Source organism: Serratia sp. GW822-FHT06D09 (genome assembly GCF_058799515.1).
Window position 1 is genome coordinate 21,615 of sequence record NZ_JBXALO010000014.1, and the last position, 25,461, is coordinate 47,075.

Sequence of the window (25,461 nt, forward strand, 5' to 3'; positions counted from 1 at the left end):
AAGGGCGCCAACAGGCGCCCTTTTTTTCATGGCCGATCGCCGGCTTACCCTTCGATAATCACCGTCGCGCAAGCATAACGGCGTTCATCTGCCAGCGAAACGTGAATGGAAGTGACCCCCATTTGCTGCGCCAGCTCGGCGGCGCGAGCATGCAAGCGGATATTCGGCTTGCCGAGACCGTCGTTGAACACTTCAAACTGATTAAACGCCAATCCGTTTCGTATCCCGGTGCCGAAGGCCTTGGCGGCAGCTTCTTTCACTGCAAAACGCTTGGCGAGAAAGCGCACCGGCTGCTGATGCTGCTGATACACTTCCCATTCGGCATCGCTCAGTACGCGACGCGCCAGGCGATCGCCGCTGCGCTCGACGACCGCTTCGATACGCGCCATTTCAACGATATCGGTGCCCAGCCCCAGCACGGCCATTAGCGGCGCGCTTCACGCATCAGCAGTTTCATATCCGTCACCGCCGCCGGCAGGCCGCACATGACCGCCTGGCCGATAATGGCATGACCGATATTCAGCTCATGCATTTCCGGCAGGGCCGCGATCGGCTGAACGTTATGGTAAGTCAGGCCGTGGCCAGCGTTAACCTTCAGGCCTTTCTCTGCGGCGTAGGTGGCGGCAACGGCGATACGATGCAGCTCGGCTTTGACCGCCAGTTCGCCTTCAGCTTCCGCATAGGCGCCGGTATGAATTTCAATGTAAGGGGCGCCCACCGCGACCGCTGCATCAATTTGGCGATGATCGGGATCGATAAACAGCGAAACCAGAATACCGGCCTGCGCCAAGCGTTCAACGGCGATGGCCATTTTTTCCTGCTGCCCGGCAACGTCCAGCCCACCTTCGGTAGTCACCTCTTCGCGCTTTTCCGGTACCAGACAGCAAAAGTGCGGTTTCAGCTCAACGGCGATATCCACCATTTCATCGGTCACGGCCATTTCCAGATTCATGCGCGTCTGGATGGTCTGGCGCAAAATGCGAACGTCGCGATCGGTGATATGACGACGGTCTTCGCGCAGGTGCACCGTGATCCCGTCAGCCCCTGCTTGCTCGGCAATAAATGCCGCCTGAACCGGATCCGGATATTGGGTTCCGCGCGCGTTACGTAACGTGGCGATGTGATCGATATTGACGCCCAGCAGCAAATCAGCCATGACAACCCTCTAAAAAACGATTTTCAGTGGCGGTAGTTTACACGCGGGTGCAGTAGCGCAAAAGGAGAAAAGGTCAGGCGTCGTCGACCGGCGTATCCGGCTGTTTACGGACAAACTGACGGAACAGCTCACGGCTCTTGAGCGGCTTACCGCCCAGGTAGGGTTTAAGCGCCATACGGGTAAAACGCTTGGCGGCACGCAAGGTTTGCACATCAGGGAACTGACGCTCCGCCAGCGCGCGTAATTCGCGGCCGGTAAAGCTGTAGTGATCCACCACCAGGCTGGCGATAAAGCCTTTTTCCTCACGGTAGCGGTAGGTCATACCATCATCGACCGGCAGACCGCTGCCGGCGCAGTGCAGGAAGTCCAGACCGTAACCCAGGTGATTCAGCAAGGCCAATTCGAACTGGCGCAGTGCCTGCTCCGGCGAAACGTTTTCTGCCGCCAGCGCCTGCAAACATTGCAGATAGTCGAAGAACAATACCGAGTAATTGGCTTCCTGCTCAAGCACCCGTGACAGCAGCTCATTCACGTAGAGGCCGCTGTACAGCATCATGCCGCTGAGAGGTAAACCTAGGGACACCGCTTCGGCGTTACGCAGCGTTTTGACTTCGCCACGACCGCCCCAGCGTACTAACAGAGGGGTAAAGGGCTGCAGACAACCCTTCAGATTAGAACGACGGCTGCGCGCGCCTTTTGCCAGCAAGCGCACCCGTCCATGGCCTTCCGTGAACATATCCAGCATCAGGCTGGTTTCACTGTACGGTCGTCCATGCAGGACGAAAGCGCGCTCCCAGCCGTCCATTGGAGAGGTTATTTCAGATCGTCGGTATAGCCCAGGCTACGCAACGCACGTTCGTCGTCCGCCCAGCCCGATTTCACTTTCACCCACAGTTCCAGATGCACTTTGGTTTCAAACATCTGTTCCATGTCCTGACGGGCTTCGATACCGATGGTTTTGATCTTCGCACCTTTGTTGCCGATGACCATCTTCTTCTGGCCTTCGCGCTCAACCAGGATCAGACCGTGCACGTTGTAACCACCGCGCTCGTTCGGCACAAACTGTTCGATCTCAACCGTCACCGAGTAAGGCAACTCTTCACCCAGGAAACGCATCAGCTTTTCACGGATGATTTCCGACGCCATAAAGCGCTGGGAACGGTCGGTGATGTAATCGTCCGGGAAGTGGTGTTCCGCTTCCGGCAATACCTTGCGCGCGATAGCGGCGATGGTATCGACATTCATGCCTTTCTCCGCAGAGATTGGCACCACATCGAGGAAGTTCATCTGTTGACTGAGGAACGCAATGTGCGGCAACAGCTTGGACTTGTCGGTGACGTTGTCGACTTTGTTGATCGCCAGCACAACCGGGCATTTCAGGCTGCGCAGTTTGTTGACCACCATTTCATCGTCGGCGGTCCAGTTAGTGCCTTCAACTACGAAGATCACCAGCTCGACGTCGCCGATTGAGCTGCTGGCGGCGCGGTTCATCAAACGGTTGATGGCGCGCTTTTCTTCGATGTGCAGACCCGGGGTGTCGACGTAAATGGCCTGATAGGCGCCATCGGTGTCGATACCCATAATGCGGTGACGGGTCGTCTGCGGTTTACGCGAGGTGATGGAGACTTTTTGCCCCAGCAGTTGGTTCAGCAACGTGGATTTGCCCACGTTGGGACGACCGACTATCGCAATAAAACCACAGTATTGTTTTACTTCGCTCATTCAAGCTCCAGATTTTTCAGCGCTTGTTCCGCTGCCGCCTGCTCGGCTTTACGACGGCTTGAGCCGGTACCCATCACGGGTTCGCTCAAACCACTCACCTGACAGTGGATAGTAAACTCCTGATCGTGCGCCTCACCGCGAACCTGCACCACCAGATAAGAAGGTAATGGCAGATGACGACCTTGCAAAAACTCCTGTAAACGGGTTTTGGGGTCTTTCTGCTTATCACCGGGGCTGATTTCGTCCAACCGGCTGCGATACCAGTCCAAAATCAGTCGTTCAACAGTTTGAATATCGCTATCCAGGAACACGCCGCCAATTAAAGCTTCCACCGTATCCGCCAGGATTGATTCGCGGCGGAATCCACCACTTTTCAACTCACCCGGCCCGAGGCGAAGACACTCGCCCAGATCGAACTCGCGCCCCATCTCCGCCAGCGTATTGCCGCGCACCAGCGTGGCACGCATGCGGCTCATATCACCCTCGTCTACGCGAGGAAAACGATGATAGAGCGCATTGGCGATGACAAAACTAAGAATAGAGTCACCCAGAAACTCAAGACGTTCATTGTGTTTACTGCTGGCGCTACGGTGAGTTAACGCTTGCAGTAAGAGCTCCTGCTGTTGAAAAGTGTAGCCCAGCTTCCGCTGTAGCCTATTTATTACGATGGAGTTCATGAGTTACCAATAGATCAAGAATGCGTCAAAAACTTGCAGCATACGGAACAGGCCTGCTTCGCCGAAAGCCAATCCAAAGCTGTTTCGTTTGCAGTGGCTCCCAACAGGGAGCCAACTTTTTATCGCTCGAGCCGGTATTCTACAACGAGTGGAAATATAATGCTGCGTTTATAGACGCCTGATTAATGAATTCCACCGATGCGGCTAAATCTTACGCCGGTAGGCCATTCGCCTTCCTGCTTTTCAAAACTCATCCAGATAGCCGTGGCTTTACCCACCAGATTTTTCTCCGGTACGAAGCCCCAGTAACGGCTGTCGGCGCTGTTGTCGCGGTTATCACCCATCATGAAGTAATGACCCGCCGGCACAACCCATTCCGCCAACTGTTTACCCGGCTGCTGGTAGTAAGCGCCCACCTGATCCTGCGTGCCCGGCACGGTCAGAATATGGTGAGAAACCGAGCCCAGCGTCTCCTGGCGTTCACGCAGACGGATACCGCCCTGCGGCACGTTGTCGCTCAGCGGGATCTGGTAAAAGCCATTGCTGGCTTCGCCCATACCGCTGCGGCTGAACAATTGAACAAAGTCGCTTGGCTGCGCATCGTTGTAAGTCACCGCTAATGCGGTATCGCATGACTGACCGCTATTACAGGATGGCTGAACGGTTACGCGCTTATTGACCGGATCGTAACTTACACGGTCGCCCGGCAGGCCGACTACGCGCTTGATATAATCCAATTTAGGATCCAACGGATATTTAAATACCGCAATATCACCGCGTTTCGGATGGCCGGTTTCAATTAGCGTGGTCTGGGTAATAGGATCTTTAATGCCGTAGGCATATTTCTCCACCAGAATAAAATCGCCAATCAACAACGTCGGCATCATCGAACCGGACGGAATTTGGAAAGGTTCGTAAATAAACGAACGCACCACAAAGACCAGCAGCAACACCGGGAACACCGACGCGCCGGTTTCAATCCAACCCGGTTGTTTCGCCACTTTGGCCAGCGTTTTGTCGTCCACGGCACCCGCAGTCTGCGCATTCACCGCCGCAATCTTGGCGCGGCGGGCGGGCGCCCATCTAAAGCGCTCAAAGGCCCAAATGATCCCGGTTGCCAACGTTGCCAGCGCCAGGATCAGGGCAAACATATTCGCCATGCAAACTCCCTAGTTACGCGAACTTATCGCTTACTTACTGTCTTTGCCAACGTGCAGAATGGCCAGGAACGCTTCTTGCGGCAACTCTACGTTACCGACCTGCTTCATACGTTTCTTACCGTCTTTCTGTTTCTGCAGCAGCTTCTTCTTACGGCTGACGTCGCCGCCGTAGCATTTTGCCAGAACGTTTTTACGCAGCTGCTTCACCGTGGAGCGCGCGATGATATGGGTGCCGATCGCCGCCTGAATGGCGATGTCGAACTGCTGACGAGGGATCAGCTCTTTCATCTTCTCCACCAGCTCGCGGCCACGGTATTGCGCATTGTCGCGGTGGGTAATCAGCGCCAGCGCATCGACACGCTCGTTGTTGATCAGCACGTCGACACGCACCATGTCAGAGGTCTGGAAGCGCTTGAAGTTGTAATCCAGCGACGCATAACCGCGTGACGTAGACTTCAGACGGTCGAAGAAGTCGAGTACCACTTCGGCCATCGGGATTTCGTAAGTCAGCGCAACCTGATTGCCGTGATAAACCATGTTGGTTTGCACGCCGCGTTTTTCGATACACAGCGTGATGACGTTACCCAGGAATTCCTGCGGCATCAGCATGTGACATTCGGCGATCGGCTCACGCAACTCTTCGATATTGTTCAGTGGCGGCAGCTTGGACGGGCTATCAACGTAAATCGTCTCTTTGCTGGTAGTTTCCACTTCATACACTACCGTCGGTGCGGTGGTGATCAGCTCCAGATCGTATTCACGTTCCAGACGTTCCTGGATGATCTCCATGTGCAGCAGGCCGAGGAAGCCACAACGGAAGCCGAAGCCCAGCGCGGTGGAGCTCTCTGGCTCATAGAACAGGGAGGCGTCATTCAGGCTCAGCTTGCCCAACGCATCGCGGAAGGACTCATAGTCGTCGGAGCTGATCGGGAACAGGCCTGCATAAACCTGCGGCTTCACTTTTTTGAAGCCCGGCAAGGCTTTGTCCGCCGGCTGGCGCGCCAACGTCAGGGTATCACCCACCGGCGCACCGAGGATGTCTTTGATTGCACAGACCAACCAGCCTACTTCGCCACAGTTCAACACGTCGCGATCAACACGCTTCGGCGTGAAGATACCCAGACGATCGGCGTTGTAGGTTTGGCCGGTGCTCATGACTTTAATCTTGTCGCCCTTGCGCATGGTGCCGTTTTTAACGCGCACCAGGGAAACTACGCCCAGGTAGTTATCGAACCAGGAGTCGATGATCAGGGCCTGCAGTGGCGCATCCGGGTCGCCTTGCGGCCCCGGGATATCGCGCACCAGGCGTTCGAGCACTTCCGGCACGCCAACACCGGTTTTGGCGGAACAACGCACCGCGTCGGTCGCGTCGATGCCTACGATATCTTCAATTTCCTGCGCGGCGCGGTCAGGATCGGCAGCCGGCAAGTCAATTTTGTTCAGTACCGGCACCACTTCCAGATCCATATCCAGCGCGGTGTAACAGTTAGCCAGAGTCTGAGCTTCTACGCCCTGCCCGGCATCGACCACCAGCAGCGCGCCCTCACAGGCGGCCAGTGAGCGCGAAACTTCGTAAGAGAAGTCAACGTGCCCCGGGGTGTCGATAAAGTTGAGCTGATAGGTTTGACCGTCCTGCGCCTTATAATCCAGCGTAACGCTCTGCGCTTTGATGGTAATGCCGCGCTCGCGCTCCAGATCCATAGAATCGAGCACCTGCGCGGCCATTTCACGTTCGGTCAAGCCACCGCAAATTTGAATGATGCGGTCGGACAGCGTCGACTTACCGTGGTCAATGTGGGCAATAATGGAGAAATTTCGTATATGCTTCATTATAAAAGTTTTTCTGCCTTGGTATTTCTGAATTACTCGCCTATAGAAACCCGCATGGACCTAAAGCGACAGTGAATGGGTTCGGCCGTCTTGCGCCTGAATCGCTGCATTCTACATGTCACAACACTGAAAACCTAGCGATCGGTGCAGTGAAGGCATTCTATTATGTGCACTTTAATGTTACAGAGCGCTCCGGGTTATGAAAGCCGATGTTAACAAAACTCAGCGTGCTCACAACACCGAGTTGCAACAGCCGTTGCCCTCCGCATTTCTTTCTCCGCCATCGGCGGGATCCGGCAGTAATACATAACCGCCAATAACGCAATAAACCCTCTCCGAGTTATTGATTAAATAATATCTGGATCAATATCTTAGAATTGCAGTCTCCCCTTCGGCTTTAGGAAAAACCCCATATACGCCTCCCGGTAGCTTCTATAGAAATGAAGGTGAACACCGTGACAAAACATAATTCAGGGCACTACATCGGCATGCCCACCGGGGTTCACCAGCATATCTCTACGTATTGATTGGAAGGTGCAAAATGATCGATAAAGGGCAAATGCTGAGCCGGCACGATTTTTCTAAGGTCAATTGGGGCATTCTGACGGCAGCGGCGCTGCTGTTAACCATTGGTGCGGCGCTGCTGTTGCTGCCGCTGCTGAGCAATATGGATGAAAATGCAATACTGACCCTACTGCAAACCGGCGCAGCCACTATTGTACTCGGCTGTATTCTTCTGGCGCTACGCCACTATCTGCGGCCAGCGGTGACTTACCGTCTGTACGAACATGGCGTTAGGGTGATAAACCAACATAGTCACAAAGAACGCTTTATCCCCTTTGAAAAAATTGGGGATATTTATCGTTTTCGCGGCGGGCGCCTGTTTGGCGGGCTATTCGACGTAATGGCATTTCGTGCCTCGGCTGAACACCCCTGGTACCCGGTGTTCAGCAACCTGTCTCACTCCTGGCGGCTGGCGGATACCATTATTAATCAGCAGATCCAGCAACGTGGGCCGCTGGCGCTGAATGCGTTGTATCAGGGGGAAGTGCTGTCGTTTCACTATCTCAGCTGCGGAGCTCGCTGGCTGAATCATTTATTGCCCGGAAACCGACAAGGAAAACAGGTTCAAACGCTACAGTTGAGCGCAACGGCGGTTATCATGGCACAAGGATCAATCCCGATTGAACAGATCCGTGAACTCGAGAATAATCCACGACGTGGCACCATTCGACTGCTGGATAACCAGGGGAATGCGTTGTTTACGATAGGGTATTTTTCGCTGCTCAGCGCAGACCTGTTTGTCGCACTGTTAGAGCATATGATCTACAGCCGCATCCCCGCCTACCATAACCGGCGGTGACGCGGCCGAAGTTTTAACGCAGAGGTTCGTTTTCCGTCTGCAGGCGCATGGCCCCAGGCGGTAAACCAATTTGCAAAACGACAGGTTGGTAATTGGCTTGCTCGCCGAGACGATGAGCCAGACCACGCGCCAGAATAAAAGCCAGGCCACCGCCAAGCAAGGCACCGAGCGCGGCAGAAGCGTCAGTACCCAGCCAGTATTGCAACAGGCTGCCACCCAGCATCATTCCCACCAGCGGCGTCAGATAAACCAGCATCGCTGAACGCAGCAAGCTGCCTTCTGCAATGCCTACTTCGACGCGTTGACCCGGCTCGAGCGGCTGCTCAATGCGTACCTGCAGTTGGTGTTCGGTTTCCGGCACCAATTCGTTTAACGCGCGCGCACCGCATCCAGAGCGAGCAGTGCAGCTGCCGCATCCGGCTTTCGGCTCACAACGCAACAGCGCCACGCCCTGTTGCCACGAAACGACCGTGGCCCACTCTTTCATCATTGTGGTGATACCTTGAAGGAAATACTGTCTGCAATGCGTTTGGCCGTTGCCGGCGGTAATTCGCCAACAATGGTAATTTCATTGCCGTTACGCACTTCGGTTTGAATCGTGCGTCGACCCTGACGATAATACTGCTGGCCCGCACCGCTGCCCGCAGGGCTGATATTGACCGAGAAGCTGAATAAACCATCGCTGTAAAGCCGTGACTCTACCGGCTCTGTCACATTCGGCAGTTTACGGCGATTACGCGCCACCTCGTCCACCCCAGCCGGTAACCAGCCCGTGCTCCAGCTCAGCTTGATTTTATCTACCGCAGGCAGCGACAGCAATGGTGGCAGGTTAGCTTTGATCAGCCCTTCCATCACGCCCTGCACTTGCGGCCCGACCACGAACGAAATCACCCGATATTGCTCCAGCGTTTCGCCGTCGCGATCGATCAGATCCACCCGCAGTGGCAGCTTGGTATCTTCGTCCATCCAGACTATATAGCTATAACGCGAGCCATCACGCGCAACCACGCGGATCACTTCGCAGGGACGATCGGAAATACGGGTGCTGCCAACGGAGATGAAATCGTAATATTTCGCCAGGCGGCTGAAATCGGCATAAACAATCGCCGGCAACGCATCGACGATATGATCGCCGGACAGCGTAAAGGGTTCCAAACCGGGTTCGAAATAGCTGATCCCGCCGCCGCGTTGTAACACTTCACGACGTGGACCATCCATATGCAGCAATTGACCGAGCGGCAATTGATCGATCACCGCATGACGATAACGCAGCGATTCAATCCCCTGCTTGCTGATGCTGATATAGGCGAGTTCATAATTGAGCGAACGGCTGGCACTGCTCATCTGTTGCAACAACGCCCCGGACGCAGTGGGCTGCGCCGGGGCGATGCTTGAGTAGAGCAGGCTGCCCGTCAATAGACAGACGGAGAACCAAATTTGCTTCATTACTGCTGTTGCATTCCTAAAGACTGAGTTCCGGGAACCTGAACGGCAGCCTGTTGTGGTGTGCTTTGCTCAAGCTGCAGCTGATCAGAATGCAAACGACGTTGCAACTCATAATCTTGCAGCATAGCGTTAATGCGTTTGCGCTGTTCCTGCACCTGCTGCTGTTGTCCGCTGCCGGTAGAGAAACTGTCTGCCGGCACGCCGAGGCTAACCGGTGACGCCTGCCCCATGATTGGCAGGGTAGTGAACGCTGGTGATTCAGCGGCAGCCGATTGCTCAGCCGGCTGGTTGTACTGCTGAACGCCGACAATCACCGCGAGCGACACGCAGGCCGCCATGCCAATCTGTGTGATCTGGCTGGCCCAAGGACGAACTTTGTCCCAGAACGGCATTTTTTGCCAGGTGTGCGGTTGCGGCTGAGACTCCGGCACGGCAGAAGGAACCAGACGTGCGGGTTCTTTCTCAAGTGCAGCAGCAACACGATCTGCGATATCGAAATGCATGACTTGCCCGATATCACCCCGTAGTGTGTCACGTATCAGGTGATAGCTCTGCCAGCTTTGTTGAAGCGCCCTGTCTTTAGACAATGAACTCAGTAGCTCGCTGTCGAGCGATTCTCCATCCATCAGAGCGGAAAGCTTTTCTTTCTGCATGCCTAAGTACCCTTCCTGTGTCCGCCATTGCTAACGTTGAATCAGCGGTTGAACTTTATTATCGATAGCCTCCCTGGCGCGGAAAATACGCGAACGTACGGTTCCGACCGGGCAATCCATGATGGCCGCTATCTCTTCGTAGCTTAGACCATCCAGCTCCCGCAGGGTAATCGCCATGCGAAGATCCTCAGGGAGAGACTCAATGGTACGGAAAACTATCTGTCTCAGCTCTTCTGACAACATTAAGTTCTCAGGGTTCGAAATTTCTTTCAGTGCACCCGCACTTTCGTAATTTTCTGCGTCGTTGGCATCCACATCGCTGGATGGCGGACGACGGCCCTGAGCAACCAAATAATTCTTTGCCGTGTTCACGGCGATTCGATACAACCAGGTATAGAAAGCGCTATCCCCACGGAATGATTCCAGTGCGCGATAGGCTTTAATAAACGACTCCTGCACCACATCCGGCACATCGCCCTGCGGTACATACCGGGAAACCAGACTCGCAACTTTATGCTGGTAACGAATTACCAGTAAGTTAAACGATTTCTGATCGCCCTTTTGGACCCGCTCAACCAGAACTTGATCCGTTAACTGCTCGCTCATCCGAGGTAAACTCTCCCCAAATCCGTCTCCACGCGTAAAATTGTACTGCCAGCCATACATTATTTTCCTGAGCAAGCACTCGCTTGGAGTTCATACAGAACGCGAAGTTCCGTATTGCCATTGTTTTTTATGTTGATGTCACCCATCCGTGGCTTTTGCCCGGACAATTAGGCTAACATGAATTTCACTCTTCTTCTGCACACATCATACGTTATGCAACCATCATCTGAACATGTTAGCGATGTACTGATCGTCGGCAGCGGTGCTGCGGGCTTGTCACTGGCGTTGCGCCTGGCGCAGCATTGCAAGGTTACCGTACTCAGCAAGGGGCCACTCAACGAAGGCGCCACATTCTATGCCCAAGGCGGGATCGCCGCGGTTTTCGATGAAACGGACAGTATTGCCTCACACGTTGATGACACTTTAATTGCCGGAGCCGGCCTGTGTGACAGAGACGCCGTTGAGTTTATCGCTGGCAATGCCCGCCACTGCGTGCAGTGGTTGATTGACCAGGGGGTCTTGTTCGACACCGAAGTCAACGCTCAGGGCGAAGAGCATTACCACCTGACGCGGGAGGGGGGGCACAGCCACCGCCGTATCCTGCATGCCGCTGATGCTACAGGTAAAGAAGTAGAGACCACACTGGTAGGGAAAGCAAGCGCCCACCCCAATATTTGCGTGATGGAACGCCGCAATGCGGTCGATCTGATCACCTCCAACAAAATCGGCCTGCCGGGCACCCGCAGAGTCGTCGGCGCCTACGTCTGGAACCGCGAGCTGGAGCAGGTAGAAACCTATCGTGCCAAAACGGTGGTGCTGGCAACCGGTGGTGCAGCCAAGGTGTATCAATACACCACCAACCCGGATATCTCTTCCGGAGACGGCATCGCCATGGCCTGGCGCGCAGGCTGCCGGGTCGCCAACCTCGAATTTAACCAGTTTCACCCGACCTGCCTGTTCCACCCGCAGGCACGTAACTTCCTGCTGACCGAAGCCTTACGCGGTGAAGGGGCTTATCTGAAGCGCCCGGACGGCAGCCGCTTTATGCCCGATTTTGACCCACGAGGCGAACTGGCACCACGCGATGTCGTTGCCCGCGCCATCGACCACGAAATGAAGCGCCTGGGTGCGGACTGCATGTATCTGGATATCAGCCATAAACCGGCTGAATTCATTACTCAGCATTTCCCAATGATCCATGAAAAACTGCTGACGCTGGGTTTCGATCTGACTACGCAACCTATCCCTATCGTACCCGCCGCGCACTACACCTGCGGCGGCGTAATGGTCGATCAGCATGGCCGTACCGATCTGGATGGGCTGTATGCCATTGGCGAAGTCAGCTATACCGGCCTGCATGGCGCCAACCGCATGGCGTCCAACTCGCTGTTGGAGTGCTTGGTTTACGGCTGGTCAGCAGCAGAAGACATCAAGATGCGTCTGCCGTTTATCAAGTTGGCGAAACAGCTGCCGCAGTGGGATGAGAGCCGGGTGGATGACGCGGATGAACGAGTGGTCATTCAGCACAACTGGCATGAGTTGCGGCTATTTATGTGGGACTACGTGGGTATTGTGCGCACCACTAAACGGTTGGAGCGTGCACTGCGCCGCATCAATACGCTGCAGGCGGAAATTGATGAGTACTACGCCAACTTCCGTATCTCCAACAATTTGCTGGAGCTGCGAAATCTGGTGCAGGTGGCGGAATTGATCGTACGCAGCGCCATGGCGCGTAAGGAAAGTCGTGGGTTGCACTTTACGCTGGACTACCCCGATATGCTGCCGGAAGCGCTGCCGACCATACTGCAACCCTAGCAGCGACACCGCAAGGGCGCCCACTGTGGCGCCCTTTTCATTTCAATAGAACAAGTAGAAATCGGTAATCAAACGGCGGAACGCCTCGGTGTAACTGCCATCAGCCAGCTTGATCGCCAGGCTTTGCGCCGCTTTTTCTTCCGTCGGTTGACGGGTCAGGGCCAGCAGCACGCGATGTAACGGCGTATCGGCGCGATCGCTGACGTTCAGCCGTTGCGCAGTATGCCATCCACGGCGTTGTGCATTACTTTCAAAGGCCTCACCAATATCATGCGGCAGCACTACGCAAAAAGTCCCCTGTGGGGCAATCAACCGTTCCGCGCTTTCCAGCAAAGCATCGTGGGTAAGCGTTTCAGTATAACGCGCGTTGTGACGAGCCTGGTCCCGGCAGGCGACAGCCGGCTCAAAATATGGCGGGTTGCTGACGATCAGGTCGTATTGGCCGGCATGGTGCTGGGCATAATGATGAATGTCCTGCGCATGCACCTGGATACGCTCAGGCCAAGGCGATTCCTGAGCGTTGTCACGCGCCTGCGCGGCGGCAGCCTCGTCCAGCTCCACGGCGTCAATCAGCACGGACTCGGCTGAACGCTGTGCCAACATCAGCGCGATCAGTCCGCTACCGCTACCGATATCCAGCACGCGTTGCGCCTGTGCCAAGGGCGCCCATGCGCCGAGCAGCACGCCATCGGTGCCCACCTTCATTGCACAGCGATCGTGAGCAACAAAAAACTGCTTAAAGGTAAAACCACCGCGACGCGGGGTGAAATTTGCTTTCGATTGAGTACTCACAATAACCACCTGAAGACAAAACTGGCGTAGCATAAGGCAATCTGATTTTTGGGAAAAGAGATGCTTTCCGCTTAAATAGGTGAAGAACGCGGCCAACCCGTCTATAATCGGCGCCCCAAGTAGAGGTAGACCATGACAGTAACCAATTTTTCCGAACTCGAACTCGATGAACGCCTGATAAACGCCCTGCGCGATAAAGGCTACGAACGCCCAACCGCCATTCAAGCCGAGGCGATCCCGCCTGCGATGGATGGGCGCGACGTATTGGGTTCGGCGCCAACCGGCACCGGCAAGACCGCGGCATTTTTGCTGCCGGTATTGCAACATCTGCTCGACTTCCCACGTAAGAAGTCCGGCCCACCGCGCGTACTGATCCTGACTCCGACGCGCGAGCTGGCGATGCAGGTAGCCGATCAGGCTCGTGAACTGGCTGCTCATACTTCGCTGGATATCGCCACCATTACCGGCGGCGTCGCCTATATGAACCACGCGGAAGTCTTCAGTGAAAACCAGGACGTGGTGGTCGCGACCACCGGCCGCCTGCTGCAGTATATTAAAGAAGAAAACTTCGACTGCCGCGCAGTAGAGACGCTGATCCTCGATGAAGCCGACCGCATGCTCGACATGGGCTTCGCGCAGGACATCGAAACCATTTCCGCCGAGACCCGCTGGCGTAACCAGACCCTGCTGTTCTCCGCGACGCTGGAAGGCGATGCCATCCGCGAATTCGCCGAACGCATTCTGAAAGAACCGGTAGAGGTCGAAGCCGATCCGTCACGCCGCGAACGTAAAAAGATCCTGCAATGGTACTACCGCGCCGACGACGTACAGCATAAAACCGCCCTGTTGGTGCACTTGCTGCAGCAACCGGACGTGCAGAAATCCGTTATCTTCGTGCGCAAACGTGAGCGTGTGCATGAGCTGGCCGGCTGGCTGCGCGAGGCAGGCATCAACACCTGTTACCTCGAAGGCGAAATGGTGCAGGCCAAGCGCAACGAAGCGGTAAAACGTATGATGGACGGCCGTGTGAACGTGCTGGTCGCAACCGACGTTGCTGCGCGAGGTCTGGATATCCTGGATATCACCCACGTGTTCAACTTCGACATGCCGCGCACCGCAGATACCTATCTGCACCGTATCGGCCGTACCGGTCGTGCCGGGCGTAAGGGCACCGCAATTTCGTTGGTTGAAGCACACGACCACCTGCTGCTGGGCAAAGTGGGCCGTTATCTGAACGAGCCGCTGAAAGCACGCGTGATCGATGAGCTGCGTCCATCAACCAAAGTGCCAAGCGAAAAGAGCAACGGCAAGCCTTCGAAGAAGGTTCTGGCCAAACGCGCGTCAGACAAAGAAAAGAACAAAGAAAAAGCCAAGGTAAAAGTACGTCATCGCGATGCGAAAAACGTAGGCAAACGCCGCCAGCCAAAGGCCAAGCCTGAGGGCAGCGGCGCGAAGTAATACCGCCGCAGTGAATAAAAACCGCCTCCTTTTCCGCAGGCGGTTTTTTTATGCTCCGTTACTGCTGTCCGTATTGCGCCGCCTGTTGATGGGCCTTCAGCCAGGCGTTCAGTTGACGATAGCGATCGCGCATTTCTTCATTCTGCAATGCCGTCGGCGTCTGCGATAAATAGAACTGGAAGGCCACGCCTTGCTGATTGCGCGCTTTGGCGTCCGCCCCCGCCTGCAGCAGCATCAGCGCCAACTGCGGCGCATTGATTTTCGCCGCCAGGTGCAAAGGCGTATCCCCCAGCCGATCGCTAAGGGTGACATCGGCACCGGACACCAACAGCAGCCGTACTTGCTCCTCCCGCCCCGCCAATACTGCCGCTGCCAGCGGCGTAGCACCGGTCACCGCATTGCGCGGGTTCAGCGGCACTCCATGTGCCAACAGCAATCGCAGATACTGCGGGTCCTGCACCGCAGCGGCGGTATGCAACGCGCTATTGCCATCCAGGCCCGGAGTGATCGCATCGGCCCCCAACGCCAGCAGCGAGCTTAGGCTTTGCGTTTGCTGCGACAGTATGGCCCATTGCAGCAAAGTGACCTGACGGTCCCCCTGTTCATGCAGGCGCGCCTCAGTTGCCTGTTCGGCAATCCCGTTGGTGTCACCACGCGCCACTGCCTGAGCCAGTGCCAGATTGCTGCGCCCGTTAAACGGAGACATTTCCTGATTCATCTGTTGTTCCTTAGCCATCATCAGCAAACCGGCGATCGCGATTACCGCCAACGTGGCGACCATTAACGTCTGCCATAGGCGCTGCCGTTCAGGCATTGGCCTTCGTCTCCCATGGCTTTTGCTCCGCCATCGAGCCGATCACCTTATCAATCCCATGAGCAGTCAGGCTGCGATCCAGGTGTTTGCTCGGGCGCCAGTCGTCAATACCGCTCAGGGTGTCGTTATTGGCCAGCGTGATTTTATGCCCGATGGCATCCGGGATCAGCGAAGTGGATTCCTGCGTGCCGGTCAGCATATCGTATTGCTCGCTGTAACGGCGGATACCACCGGCTTGTGCATCCTGCTTCGCCGCTGCCGGATCGATTCCCATACGATTCAGCGTATAGTCGGAAACCCCGGCAGCGTTAAAAGTCACCGCCACCGTGCCCGTTGCCAGCGCAGCCGTAGCCGCCAGACCGCCGCCAAGCGAATGACCGGCGATCACCAGCGCATCACCAAAGGCTGCCTTGGCGCTTTTCGCAAGGGATACCGCCTGATTGTACTGCACATCGTCATAGCCGGTCGCCTGGCGCACGTTGCTCAACCAGTCGCGCATATCATTGGTGCCGGCGAAGGCCAACACATACTGCTGATTATCACTGTAAATCCCGGCCTGAAAACCCGATGCCGCATCCTGCAGACTGGCAGGATCAATGCCGACCCCCAGCAAAGCATCGGCACTCAACCGATTGAATCCCTCGATGCCCTGACTGCCGGTGCTGTAAACGTCTTTAGCCAGTAACGCCAGCGTATAGTCCCCCTTCTGTGGCTGCTGACCGCGTGTCACGCCCTGATTCGCCGCCGCCGGCGCTGCTGCCGACAAATCGCTAACCAGCGTGTTCAGCAGGTTCTGGGCATTCAGGCTATTCTGGGAAAGCGTGGCCGCGGGCGCCTTTGATGCCGAGGGTTCAGTAGGCTGGGAAGGATCCAAACGCTCTGGCAGCGTACGCGTTGCCGGGGGCTGAATCGCCGCAGGGCTGACCGCAGAGGTAAAACTCAAAGACATACTCATGCCGACTCCTTGTCGATAGACTTATCAATGCCGCACCTCATTGGGTGCTGATGTAGCTATCGGCAGGTCGGAGCAGTTCTGTAATGAGAAGAATTATCTTTGCGAGGAATGTGATCCGGATTCACTTTCTGGCCGTTGCAGCAAGAAAAAAGGGAGCCGAAGCTCCCTTATTAAGCGTGTGTAAAATTACAGACTTTCTGTAAAAGTACGTGTAATCACGTCACGCTGCTGTTCTGGCGTCAGCGAGTTGAAACGCACTGCATAGCCGGACACGCGGATGGTCAGCTGCGGGTATTTTTCCGGATGCTTAACCGCGTCTTCCAGAGTTTCGCGACGCAACACGTTCACATTCAGGTGCTGACCACCTTCTACGCGAACGGTCGATTGCATTTCCAATGGCACTTCACGGTACTCGATCTGGCCCAGTTCGCTGACCGGTACCACCTGATCTTCCGCATAGTTGGCTTTAGCGCAAACGCAGCGGGCTTCTGATGTTTCGTCGTCCAGCAGCCAGAAAGAGTTCACCAGCGCCTGGTCGTTCGCTTTAGTGATTTGAATACCAGTAATCATTTTGTTGCCTCCGTACAAGGGCGAAAAATTCTACTTCGAAAGAAAACCCAATGTTGGTTTCGGCCATTTGGTAAAACCATTGTTGTCTTGTTGTTCTGTATACCAGTCTGGCCGGGGCAATTCTTTGATTAAAGTCAATTTTCACGGGGTACCCACAGAGCGAGAATGGGCAAGTTTATGTTTTATGTCAATTTTCCCTGTAGAGCACATCGCAATTATTTTTGTAAATTTTAAAAAATATTTATATGCAGGAGCGCGGCGGAAAAAGAAAAGCAGGTTTCGCTGCGTGGCACTAAACGGTAAGCTATGCCCAGTGAATTGTTAACGAAAACAAAGGAGAGCGTTTATGTCCACCTCCCTCACCTGGCATGATGTTATCGGCAAGGAGAAAGAGCAGCCCTATTTTCATGAAACGCTTGCCTTTGTTGCCGCTGAACGCCAGGCCGGTAAGACCATTTACCCACCGCAAAAAGACGTGTTCAACGCCTTTCGTTATACCGAGCTGGCGGACGTGAAGGTGGTAATCCTCGGTCAGGATCCCTATCACGGCCCGAATCAGGCCCACGGGCTGTCCTTTTCAGTGCTCCCTGGCGTACCCGCGCCCCCTTCGCTGGTAAACATGTACAAAGAGCTGGCGACGGATATCCCGGGCTTTGAGCGCCCCAGCCATGGCTACCTGCAAAGCTGGGCGGAACAGGGTGTGCTGTTGTTAAACACGGTATTGACCGTTGAAGGCGGCCAGGCGCACTCCCACGCCAAACTGGGCTGGGAAACCTTTACCGACAGAGTGATCGCCGCGCTGAATGAAAACCGCGAAGGCATCGTGTTCCTGCTCTGGGGATCGCATGCGCAGAAAAAAGGCAACTTTATCGATCGCAACCGCCACCACGTGTTGAAAGCGCCACATCCATCGCCGCTTTCCGCCCACCGTGGGTTCTTGGGCTGTCGCCACTTCTCGCAAACCAACCAACTGTTGGAACAGCAGGGGCTGGCGCCTATCGACTGGCTACCGCGACTGCCGCAGGCATAACCCTGACGCAAAAAAGGCACCCGCAGGTGCCTTTTCCTTATTGAATTCGGCTTAAGCCTTGGCTTTGGAAACCGCCACCATCGCCGGGCGCAGCAGGCGACCATTCAGCGTATAGCCTTTCTGCATCACCATCATGACGTGGTTCGGCTGGTGATCGGCAGATTCCATCAGGCTCATTGCCTGGTGCACATCCGGGTTGAACGGCACGTTAATATCACCAACGATTTCAATCCCGTACTTACGCACAACGTCCTGCAGGGACTTCAGCGTCAGCTCGATGCCTTCAATCATCGCCGTCAGTTCCGGATTGTTTTTATCCGCCAGTTCCAGCGCACGCTCCAGGTTATCCAGCACCGGCAGCAGATCACCGGAGAACTTCTCCAGCGCAAATTTGTGTGCTTTTTCGATATCCAGCTCGGTGCGGCGGCGGACGTTTTCCATTTCCGCTTTGGCACGCAGCAGGCTGTCGCGTTCATGCTGCTGGGCTTCGGCCAGTTGAGCTTCCAGCTCAGCAATGCGCTCATCCCGCAGATCGACGCCCTCAGCCGCTTCCGGCAAGACTTCCTGCTGTTCCATTTCTTCCGAGACTTGCTCGTTTGGCGTCTTCTGTTCTTTACTACTCATGAATATCTCCGCGTTTTAGCATTAATCTCGCAACTTGGCTTATTATGGGGATCAAAACCGGGGTTTCAAGTCAACCGGTCACAATGTGGGGCATAAACTGGTCCCGGTGAGGAAAATCACAACAATGAATAAAAAATTCGCCTGTATTGGCATTGTTGGCCACCCGCGTCACCCTTCGGCGCTGGCAACGCATGAGATGTTGTTTCACTGGTTAGTCGCCCGAGGCTATTCAGTGATGATTGAACGCCAAATCGCTCAGGATTTGGGGTTAAAAGATGCGGTTACCGGCAGCCTGGCGGATATTGGCCAAAGGGCCGACCTGGCGGTAGTGGTCGGCGGCGACGGCAATATGCTCGGCGCAGCCCGCGTTCTGGCCCGCTACGACATCAAGGTGATCGGCGTTAACCGCGGCAATCTCGGTTTTCTGACCGATCTTGACCCCGACAACGCACTGCAGCAACTGGCCGACGTGCTGGAGGGCGAATACATCGATGAACAGCGCTTCCTGCTGGAAACCATCGTGCACAAAGAGAACCAACAGTGCCGCATCAGTACTGCTATCAACGAAGTGGTACTGCACCCCGGTAAAGTGGCGCACATGATCGAGTTCGAAGTGTATATCGACGATCGCTTCGCCTTCTCGCAACGCTCTGACGGCCTGATTATCGCTACCCCGACCGGTTCGACTGCCTATTCGCTTTCTGCCGGCGGCCCGATCCTGACGCCATCGCTGGAAGCCATCGCGCTGGTGCCGATGTTCCCGCATACCCTCTCGGCCCGCCCGTTGGTGATCAACGGCAACAGCACCATTCGCCTGAAGTTTTCGCAGATCGGCAGCGATCTGGAAATCAGCTGCGACAGCCAGATCGCACTGCCTATCCAGGAAGGCGAGGAAGTATTGATACGCCGCAGTGATTTCCATTTGAATCTTATTCATCCAAAGGACTACAGCTATTTCAACACGTTAAGCACCAAGCTGGGCTGGTCTAAAAAATTGTTCTAAAAATTTCGCCAGCCCCTTTACTGTATATAAAACCAGTTTATACTGTATGAAACTACAGTTATGTGTTTATACACAGGAAGGTTCCCATGCTGGCGCAATTGACCATCAGCAATTTTGCTATCGTTCGTGAGTTGGAAATTGATTTTCAACCGGGTATGACGGCGATTACCGGTGAAACCGGCGCCGGTAAATCTATCGCCATCGACGCGCTGGGGCTGTGCCTCGGCAACCGCGCCGACGGTAACGTCGTCCGGCTGGGAGCCGCCCGTGCCGATATCTGCGCCCGTTTTTCACTGGCAGATACCCCTTCTGCACGCCAATGGCTCGAACAGAACCACCTGGACGACAGCAATGAGTGCCTGCTGCGCCGGGTCATCAATGCAGACGGCCGCTCACGCGGCTTTATCAACGGCACTTCCGTACCGCTTTCGCAACTGCGCGAACTCGGTCAGTTGCTGATTCAAATCCACGGTCAGCATGCCCACCAGTTGCTGCTCAAGCCCGATCACCAGAAGCAACTGCTCGACGCCTATGCCGACGAACCTGCCCTGTTGGCGCAGATGCAACAGGCTTATCAGCGTTGGCACCAAAGCTGTCGCGAACTGGCCCATCATCAGCAACAGTCCATCGAACGCGACGCACGCCAACAGTTGCTGCAATACCAATTGAAAGAGCTGAACGAGTTTGCGCCCGTGGCCGGTGAGTTCGAACAGATAGATTCGGAGTTCAAACGCCTGGCCAACAGCGGCCAATTGCTGACCATCAGCCAGCAGACCCTGCAATTGCTGGCTGACGATGAAGAAAACAACATGCTGAGCCAGCTTTACACCGCCAAACATCTGCTGGTTGAGCTGGCCGGCATGGATGACAAACTCAGCGGGCTGCTGGACATGCTGGAAGAGGCGTCGATCCAAATCAGTGAGGCCAGCGACGAACTGCGTCACTATGCCGATCGCATGGATCTGGACCCCAACCGCCTGCAAGAACTTGAACAGCGTCTGTCGCGCCAAATTAACCTGGCGCGGAAACATCACGTTGCGCCAGAGGAACTGCCACAGCTGCACCAACAGATGCTGGATGAGCAGCAGTTGCTGTCGCAGCAAGAGAACGACCATGAACACCTTAACGAGGCTGTCACTCTGCATCATCAGCAAGCGCTGCTGTTAGCGGAGCAATTGCACCAGAAGCGCCAGCACTATGCTGCAGAGCTGACCACGTTGATTACCGACAGCATGCAGGCCCTCTCCATGCCGCACGGCAAATTCAATATCGACGTCCGCTTCGAGCCGCAGCATTTGAGTGCTGAAGGGGCCAGCCGCACCGAATTCTGTGTGTCCACCAACCCAGGTCAACCGCTGCAAGCGCTGGCGAAAGTGGCATCCGGTGGCGAACTGTCCCGCATTGCGCTGGCTATCCAGGTGATTACCGCTCGCAAGATGGAAACCCCGGCGCTGATTTTCGACGAAGTGGACGTCGGCATCAGCGGCCCGACGGCCGCCATTGTTGGGCGCCTGTTGCGTCAACTTGGAGAATCTACCCAAGTCATGTGCGTCACCCACCTTCCACAGGTGGCCGGTTGTGGGCATCAGCACCTGTTTGTCAGCAAGCAGACTGACGGCACGGAAACCGAAACGCAGATGTCACCGTTGGATAAACGTGCTCGTTTGCAAGAATTGGCGCGCCTTCTTGGCGGCAGCGAAGTCACCCGAAACACCCTGGCGAACGCAAAAGAACTGCTTGCTGCATAGAAAAGCTCAACTTTTTTACTTTCCTGAGGTCATATTGGGGCCCTGTAAAGGTTTCCAACTGCTGCAAGGTCTATTATCATCGGCATCCTATGCCCTAAAGGAATGTGATTACTATGCGCTGTAAAACGCTGACTGCCGCCGCTGTGGTTCTTGTGATGCTGACTGCAGGCTGTTCTACTTTTGAGAAGGTGGTTTACCGGCCTGACATCAACCAAGGGAACTACCTGACGTCAACCGACGTAGCTAAAATCCAAAAAGGTATGACCCAGCAACAGGTCGCTTATACATTGGGAACCCCAATGCTGCAGGATCCGTTCGGTACTCAGACGTGGTTCTATGTGTTCCGCCAGCAGCCGGGTCATGAAAATATCACCCAGCAAACTCTGACGCTGACCTTTAACAGCGCGGGCGTATTGACGGATATTCAGAACAAGCCTGCGCTGACCAAATAATCAGTACAGGAACTGTCGTCCGGCCCGTGAGGGACGAATCAAGTTCTTCATGACAGTCACAGGCTGCAACTCGGAAGATAAAATTCTGATTAAAAATAAGGCGCACTCAGCGTCTTATTTTTTTGCCTTCTCTGCCCGTTGACGGCGCAGCTCTTTGGGATCGGCAATCAATGGGCGATAGATTTCCACCCGGTCGCCATCATTGAGCACATCGCCCAACTTGGCCGGTCGGCTATAAATGCCCACCTTGTTACTTTGCAAATCAATGTCACTGCGCAGTTCCAGCAATCCGGAGGCCACAATCGCCTGCTCAACATTGCTGCCCTCTGCCAGTTTCACGTTGCGCAGATACTGACGCTCCGGCAAGGCATAAACCACCTCAACCCGTATCTCAGACACTGTAAACCTCTTTCGCCCGCTGGGTGAATGCCTGCACCATATTGCCAGCCAACTCTTTAAATACCTTGCCGAACGCCAACTCGATCAGTTTGTTGGTAAATTCGAAGTCCAGGTGCAGCTCAACCTTACAGGCTTCCGGACTGAGCGGCGTAAAGTGCCAGCCCCCCATCAACTTGCGGAACGGGCCATCAACCAGTTGCATATTGATGCTCTGGTTATCCAGCAGCGTATTGCGCGTGGTAAAAGTTTTGCTGATACCGGCTTTGGCAACGTCCACCGCGGCGGTCATTTCATTGTTGGACGCGTTAATCACCCGGCTACCGGTACAACCTGGCAGAAAATCGGGATAAGAATGAACATCGTTAACCAACTGATACATCTGCTCGGCGCTGAACGGCACTAACGCAGACCGACTGATCTGGGGCATATCATTTCCTGTGAGACACAAAACATACAAATCATACCATTTATCTATCGGCAAACAAAAAATCTGCTATGCAAGACAGGAGCCAAAAATGCGAAAAATTGCGCAGGTGCTGAGCGGTAAAGGATTTCTTTCGCTGACGCATCCAGTATAATGAACGCACTATGACAAAGAAAAAAGCTCACAAACCTGGTTCAGCCACCATTGCGCAAAACAAGCGAGCACGTTTCGAATACTTCATTGAAGAAGAAATCGAGGCGGGCCTGTCCCTGCAAGGGTGGGAAGTCAAATCGTTGCGTGCCGGCAAAGCCAACCTCAGCGACAGCTACGTGACCTTCCGTGACGGTGAAGCCTATCTTTTTGGCGCCACCATCACGCCACTCAGCGTGGCTTCATCGCATGTGGTCTGCGACCCGACACGTACCCGCAAACTGCTGTTGAACAAGCGCGAGCTGGACTCGCTGTTCGGCCGCGTTAACCGCGAAGGCTATACTGTTGTTGCCCTGTCCATGTATTGGAAAAATGCCTGGGTCAAGGTCAAAATCGGCGTAGCCAAAGGCAAGAAAGAACACGATAAGCGCGATGATATCAAAGATCGTGAGTGGCAGACGGCGAAAGCCCGTATCATGAAGCACGCCAACCGATAAGCCTCTGGCTTAACGGGTTAAACTTCTGGTATACTGCACAAAGTTACTTGGGGCTGATTCTGGATTCGACGGGATTTGCGAAGCCCTAGGAGCATGCCGAGGGGCGGTTGGCCTCGTAAAAAGCCGCAAAAAAATAGTCGCAAACGACGAAAACTACGCCCTAGCAGCTTAATACCCTGCTAAGAGCCCTCTCTCCCTAGCCTCCGCTCTTAGGACGGGGATCAAGAGAGGTCAAACCCAAAAGAGATCGCGTGGATGTCCTGCCTGGGGCTGAAGCGTTAAATCCAATCAGGCTAGTTTGTTAGTGGCGTGTCCATCCGCAGCTGACCGGCGAATGTAAAGATTGGACTAAGCATGTAGTGCCGACGGTGTAGTAATTTCGGACGGGGGTTCAAATCCCCCCAGCTCCACCAAAATCTTCAATCGATGATTACCAGAGTCATCCGATAAAGTCTAAAGAGCCCGCATGGCATAAGCCCTGCGGGCTTTTTTGTGCCTTCAATTTGTCCCGCGAAGTCCGAAGAGAACTAATTAAATCCGAACCTTTTAGGCCCATTGATAGGCCCAACGAAAAGCTCTATTGTTTTCGTTGGGCCTAAACGCATGGAGACTCCCCATGGCAAGAAAAACCAAGCCGTTAACCGATACGGAAATCAAAGCCGCCAAACCTAAAGACGCTGATTACCAACTTTACGATGGTGATGGGTTGACGCTCTTAATCAAATCTAGTGGAAGCAAACTCTGGCAATTCCGTTACCATCGGCCTCTAACAAAGCTGAGAACCAAGTAAAGCTTTGGTGCCTACCCTGCCGTCTCGCTTTCCGATGCACGTAAACTCAGAGCTGAATCTCGAGCCTTATTGGCAAAAGATATCGACCCACAAGAGCATCAAAAGGAGCTGTCAAGAGGCACTCAAGAGGCCAAAACTAACACGTTCATGTTGATTGCCGAGCGTTGGTGGAACGTCAAGAAAGCCAGTGTCACAGAGGACTATGCTCATGATATTTGGCGCTCACTTGAAAGAGATGTTTTCCCCGCAATTGGCAAGATCAATATTACGGATATTAAAGCTCATACATTGGTTCAGGCAGTCCAACCGGTTCAATCCAGAGGTGCGTTAGAAACAGTCCGTCGTCTTTGCCAACGTATCAATGAAGTCATGATTTATGCCCAAAACACAGGCCTTATTGATGCAGTCCCAGTGTCAATATTGGAAAAGCCTTTGAGAAACCGCAGAAAAAGAACATGCCGAGCATCCGCCCTGATCAGCTACCACAAGTGATGCAGACAATGAGAAATGCCAACATTATTTTGCCTACTCGATGTTTGTTCATGTGGCAACTTCTGACCATCTCACGGCCAGCTGAAGCGGCGGAAGCTCGGTGGGATGAGATCGATTTTGATGCTAAGGAATGGAAAATCCCAGCAGCTCGAATGAAGATGAACCGAGATCATACGGTTCCATTATCAGATGAGGCAATAGCAATTCTGGAGATGATGAAGCCACTAAGTGGTAATCGAGAATTCATCTTTCCAAGCCGTATTAAGCCGAATCAGTCTATGAATAGCCAAACAGTAAACGCTGCACTTAAACGTGCTGGCTTTGGTGGTGTGCTCGTCTCTCATGGCTTGAGATCTATTGCTAGTACTGCCCTTAATGAGCAGGGTTTTCTGCCTGACGTTATTGAAGCGGCATTAGCCCATGTGGATAAGAATGAGGTTCGCCGTGCTTATAACCGTACAGATTATCTTGAGCAGAGACGACCAATGATGCAGTGGTGGGCTGATTTTGTGATGGCTGCAGACAACGGCAGTATGATTGAAGTAGGTTCTAGAAGATTAAAGCTCGTAGGATAAGAGCAATCTTTTGTCATCAAAATTCAACAAAAAAAGAATCGCATTATTAGTCCGCTATTCTTTTTTTATCGTGTTTTCTCCCTTCGAGGAAAAAGAAAAACCATCAATATCGTGAGCGGTGTTTAAATCCATTAGCACTCTATAAACATCGATAACAAAATTTCTCTCGGCTAGCGGGGCGGGGTCAGCCCACGTGAACAGTTTTCACGCTCACAACACTTTATCCACATATGAGGTAAAGCCTCCAGCTTGTTTTTACT

Annotated in this window: 25 protein-coding genes, 1 other RNA gene and 2 pseudogenes; 10 read left to right on the plus strand and 18 right to left on the minus strand. The window is 54.3% G+C overall.

What is annotated here, in order from left to right; genetic code table 11:
• Positions 1-44: 44 nt before the first annotated feature.
• From acpS to lepA, 7 genes are all read right to left on the minus strand, one after another.
• On the minus strand, positions 45-425 hold the full coding sequence (gene acpS, locus AC1RKG_RS22925) for a holo-ACP synthase (RefSeq protein WP_020828251.1): 381 nt from the start codon (positions 423-425) through the stop codon (positions 45-47).
• Positions 425-1,156 (minus strand): pyridoxine 5'-phosphate synthase, encoded by a 732-nt coding sequence (gene pdxJ / locus AC1RKG_RS22930; RefSeq protein ID WP_046372886.1) that lies wholly within the window; start codon positions 1,154-1,156, stop codon positions 425-427. The genes acpS and pdxJ overlap by 1 nt, the downstream gene beginning before the upstream one ends.
• A 73-nt stretch (positions 1,157-1,229) precedes the next feature.
• Positions 1,230-1,961 carry a DNA repair protein RecO gene (gene recO / locus AC1RKG_RS22935; RefSeq protein ID WP_198640001.1) on the minus strand — a complete coding sequence of 244 codons (732 nt, stop codon included), beginning with the start codon at positions 1,959-1,961 and terminating at the stop codon, positions 1,230-1,232.
• An 8-nt stretch (positions 1,962-1,969) separates the two neighbouring features.
• Entirely contained in the window at positions 1,970-2,878 is a 909-nt protein-coding gene (gene era, locus AC1RKG_RS22940; RefSeq protein WP_020828254.1) for a GTPase Era, read from the minus strand.
• A complete protein-coding gene (gene rnc / locus AC1RKG_RS22945) occupies positions 2,875-3,555 on the minus strand; it encodes a ribonuclease III (RefSeq protein WP_493183753.1) in 681 nt (226 codons plus the stop codon). The genes era and rnc overlap by 4 nt, the downstream gene beginning before the upstream one ends.
• A 182-nt stretch (positions 3,556-3,737) precedes the next feature.
• Positions 3,738-4,715, minus strand: coding sequence for a signal peptidase I (gene lepB / locus AC1RKG_RS22950; protein WP_020828256.1), 978 nt, complete (start codon positions 4,713-4,715; stop codon positions 3,738-3,740).
• A 30-nt stretch (positions 4,716-4,745) separates the two neighbouring features.
• A complete protein-coding gene (gene lepA, locus AC1RKG_RS22955; RefSeq protein WP_020828257.1) occupies positions 4,746-6,545 on the minus strand; it encodes a translation elongation factor 4 in 1,800 nt (599 codons plus the stop codon).
• A 541-nt stretch (positions 6,546-7,086) separates the two neighbouring features.
• On the opposite strand from lepA, the pseudogene AC1RKG_RS22960 reads away from it, so the two are divergent.
• Positions 7,087-7,925: pseudogene (locus tag AC1RKG_RS22960) on the plus strand (hypothetical protein).
• Here AC1RKG_RS22960 and rseC read toward each other — a convergent pair.
• From rseC to rpoE, 4 genes are read right to left on the minus strand one after another with little or no spacing between them, the layout of a single operon-like run.
• Positions 7,922-8,398, minus strand: a complete 477-nt coding sequence (gene rseC, locus AC1RKG_RS22965; protein ID WP_046372820.1) for a SoxR-reducing system protein RseC — start codon at positions 8,396-8,398, stop codon at positions 7,922-7,924. The pseudogene AC1RKG_RS22960 and the gene rseC overlap by 4 nt on opposite strands.
• Positions 8,395-9,354, minus strand: a complete 960-nt coding sequence (gene rseB / locus AC1RKG_RS22970) for a sigma-E factor regulatory protein RseB (RefSeq protein ID WP_020828260.1) — start codon at positions 9,352-9,354, stop codon at positions 8,395-8,397. The genes rseC and rseB overlap by 4 nt, the downstream gene beginning before the upstream one ends.
• Complete coding sequence (gene rseA / locus AC1RKG_RS22975) at positions 9,354-10,007, minus strand: anti-sigma-E factor RseA (protein WP_128865105.1); 654 nt, start codon at positions 10,005-10,007, stop codon at positions 9,354-9,356. Before rseA ends, rseB begins: the two co-directional genes overlap by 1 nt.
• A gap of 30 nt (positions 10,008-10,037) precedes the next feature.
• Entirely contained in the window at positions 10,038-10,613 is a 576-nt protein-coding gene (gene rpoE / locus AC1RKG_RS22980; RefSeq protein WP_012146382.1) for an RNA polymerase sigma factor RpoE, read from the minus strand.
• Between the two features lie 213 nt (positions 10,614-10,826).
• On the opposite strand from rpoE, the gene nadB reads away from it, so the two are divergent.
• Positions 10,827-12,428 carry an L-aspartate oxidase gene (nadB, locus tag AC1RKG_RS22985; RefSeq protein WP_020828262.1) on the plus strand — a complete coding sequence of 534 codons (1,602 nt, stop codon included), beginning with the start codon at positions 10,827-10,829 and terminating at the stop codon, positions 12,426-12,428.
• Positions 12,429-12,470: 42 nt separating this feature from the next.
• Here nadB and trmN read toward each other — a convergent pair whose 3' ends face one another.
• The gene (trmN, locus tag AC1RKG_RS22990; protein WP_493183754.1) at positions 12,471-13,253 is read right to left on the minus strand and encodes a tRNA(1)(Val) (adenine(37)-N(6))-methyltransferase TrmN; all 783 of its coding nucleotides are present in this window, start codon (positions 13,251-13,253) and stop codon (positions 12,471-12,473) included.
• 99 nt (positions 13,254-13,352) lie between these two features.
• On the opposite strand from trmN, the gene srmB reads away from it, so the two are divergent.
• Positions 13,353-14,678 (plus strand): ATP-dependent RNA helicase SrmB, encoded by a 1,326-nt coding sequence (gene srmB, locus AC1RKG_RS22995; protein ID WP_020828264.1) that lies wholly within the window; start codon positions 13,353-13,355, stop codon positions 14,676-14,678.
• A 58-nt stretch (positions 14,679-14,736) separates the two neighbouring features.
• Here srmB and AC1RKG_RS23000 read toward each other — a convergent pair whose 3' ends face one another.
• The 3 genes from AC1RKG_RS23000 to grcA all read right to left on the minus strand — a co-directional run bounded on the left by AC1RKG_RS23000 (position 14,737) and on the right by grcA (position 17,017).
• On the minus strand, positions 14,737-15,492 hold the full coding sequence (locus AC1RKG_RS23000; protein WP_493183755.1) for an ankyrin repeat domain-containing protein: 756 nt from the start codon (positions 15,490-15,492) through the stop codon (positions 14,737-14,739).
• Positions 15,485-16,447 carry a Tle-like phospholipase domain-containing protein gene (locus tag AC1RKG_RS23005; RefSeq protein ID WP_128865108.1) on the minus strand — a complete coding sequence of 321 codons (963 nt, stop codon included), beginning with the start codon at positions 16,445-16,447 and terminating at the stop codon, positions 15,485-15,487. The genes AC1RKG_RS23000 and AC1RKG_RS23005 overlap by 8 nt, the downstream gene beginning before the upstream one ends.
• Before the next feature lie 186 nt (positions 16,448-16,633).
• A complete protein-coding gene (gene grcA, locus AC1RKG_RS23010; protein WP_020828267.1) occupies positions 16,634-17,017 on the minus strand; it encodes an autonomous glycyl radical cofactor GrcA in 384 nt (127 codons plus the stop codon).
• Between the two features lie 346 nt (positions 17,018-17,363).
• Here grcA and ung point away from each other — a divergent pair, with 346 nt between their 5' ends.
• Positions 17,364-18,047 carry a uracil-DNA glycosylase gene (ung, locus tag AC1RKG_RS23015; RefSeq protein ID WP_020828268.1) on the plus strand — a complete coding sequence of 228 codons (684 nt, stop codon included), beginning with the start codon at positions 17,364-17,366 and terminating at the stop codon, positions 18,045-18,047.
• Positions 18,048-18,098: 51 nt separating this feature from the next.
• On the opposite strand, the gene grpE is transcribed toward ung, so the two are convergent.
• Entirely contained in the window at positions 18,099-18,671 is a 573-nt protein-coding gene (gene grpE, locus AC1RKG_RS23020; RefSeq protein ID WP_020828269.1) for a nucleotide exchange factor GrpE, read from the minus strand.
• A 124-nt stretch (positions 18,672-18,795) separates the two neighbouring features.
• Here grpE and nadK point away from each other — a divergent pair, with 124 nt between their 5' ends.
• From nadK to bamE, 3 genes are all read left to right on the plus strand, one after another.
• A complete protein-coding gene (nadK, locus tag AC1RKG_RS23025; RefSeq protein ID WP_308530089.1) occupies positions 18,796-19,674 on the plus strand; it encodes an NAD(+) kinase in 879 nt (292 codons plus the stop codon).
• A gap of 86 nt (positions 19,675-19,760) precedes the next feature.
• Complete coding sequence (gene recN, locus AC1RKG_RS23030) at positions 19,761-21,422, plus strand: DNA repair protein RecN (RefSeq protein WP_493183756.1); 1,662 nt, start codon at positions 19,761-19,763, stop codon at positions 21,420-21,422.
• A 113-nt stretch (positions 21,423-21,535) separates the two neighbouring features.
• Entirely contained in the window at positions 21,536-21,874 is a 339-nt protein-coding gene (gene bamE, locus AC1RKG_RS23035; protein WP_012146393.1) for an outer membrane protein assembly factor BamE, read from the plus strand.
• A 114-nt stretch (positions 21,875-21,988) separates the two neighbouring features.
• Here bamE and AC1RKG_RS23040 read toward each other — a convergent pair whose 3' ends face one another.
• Positions 21,989-22,273: an RnfH family protein gene (locus tag AC1RKG_RS23040; protein WP_020828272.1), complete on the minus strand. Its 285-nt coding sequence runs from the start codon at positions 22,271-22,273 to the stop codon at positions 21,989-21,991.
• A complete protein-coding gene (locus AC1RKG_RS23045) occupies positions 22,266-22,700 on the minus strand; it encodes a type II toxin-antitoxin system RatA family toxin (RefSeq protein ID WP_020828273.1) in 435 nt (144 codons plus the stop codon). Before AC1RKG_RS23045 ends, AC1RKG_RS23040 begins: the two co-directional genes overlap by 8 nt.
• A 161-nt stretch (positions 22,701-22,861) precedes the next feature.
• On the opposite strand from AC1RKG_RS23045, the gene smpB reads away from it, so the two are divergent.
• The 3 genes and pseudogenes from smpB (at position 22,862) to AC1RKG_RS23060 (ending at position 25,201) form a co-directional block, all read left to right on the plus strand.
• Positions 22,862-23,344: an SsrA-binding protein SmpB gene (smpB, locus tag AC1RKG_RS23050; protein ID WP_020828274.1), complete on the plus strand. Its 483-nt coding sequence runs from the start codon at positions 22,862-22,864 to the stop codon at positions 23,342-23,344.
• Between the two features lie 49 nt (positions 23,345-23,393).
• Positions 23,394-23,757, plus strand: a transfer-messenger RNA (tmRNA) gene (ssrA, locus tag AC1RKG_RS23055).
• A 203-nt stretch (positions 23,758-23,960) separates the two neighbouring features.
• Positions 23,961-25,201: pseudogene (locus AC1RKG_RS23060) on the plus strand (integrase).
• Positions 25,202-25,461: the final 260 nt, after the last annotated feature.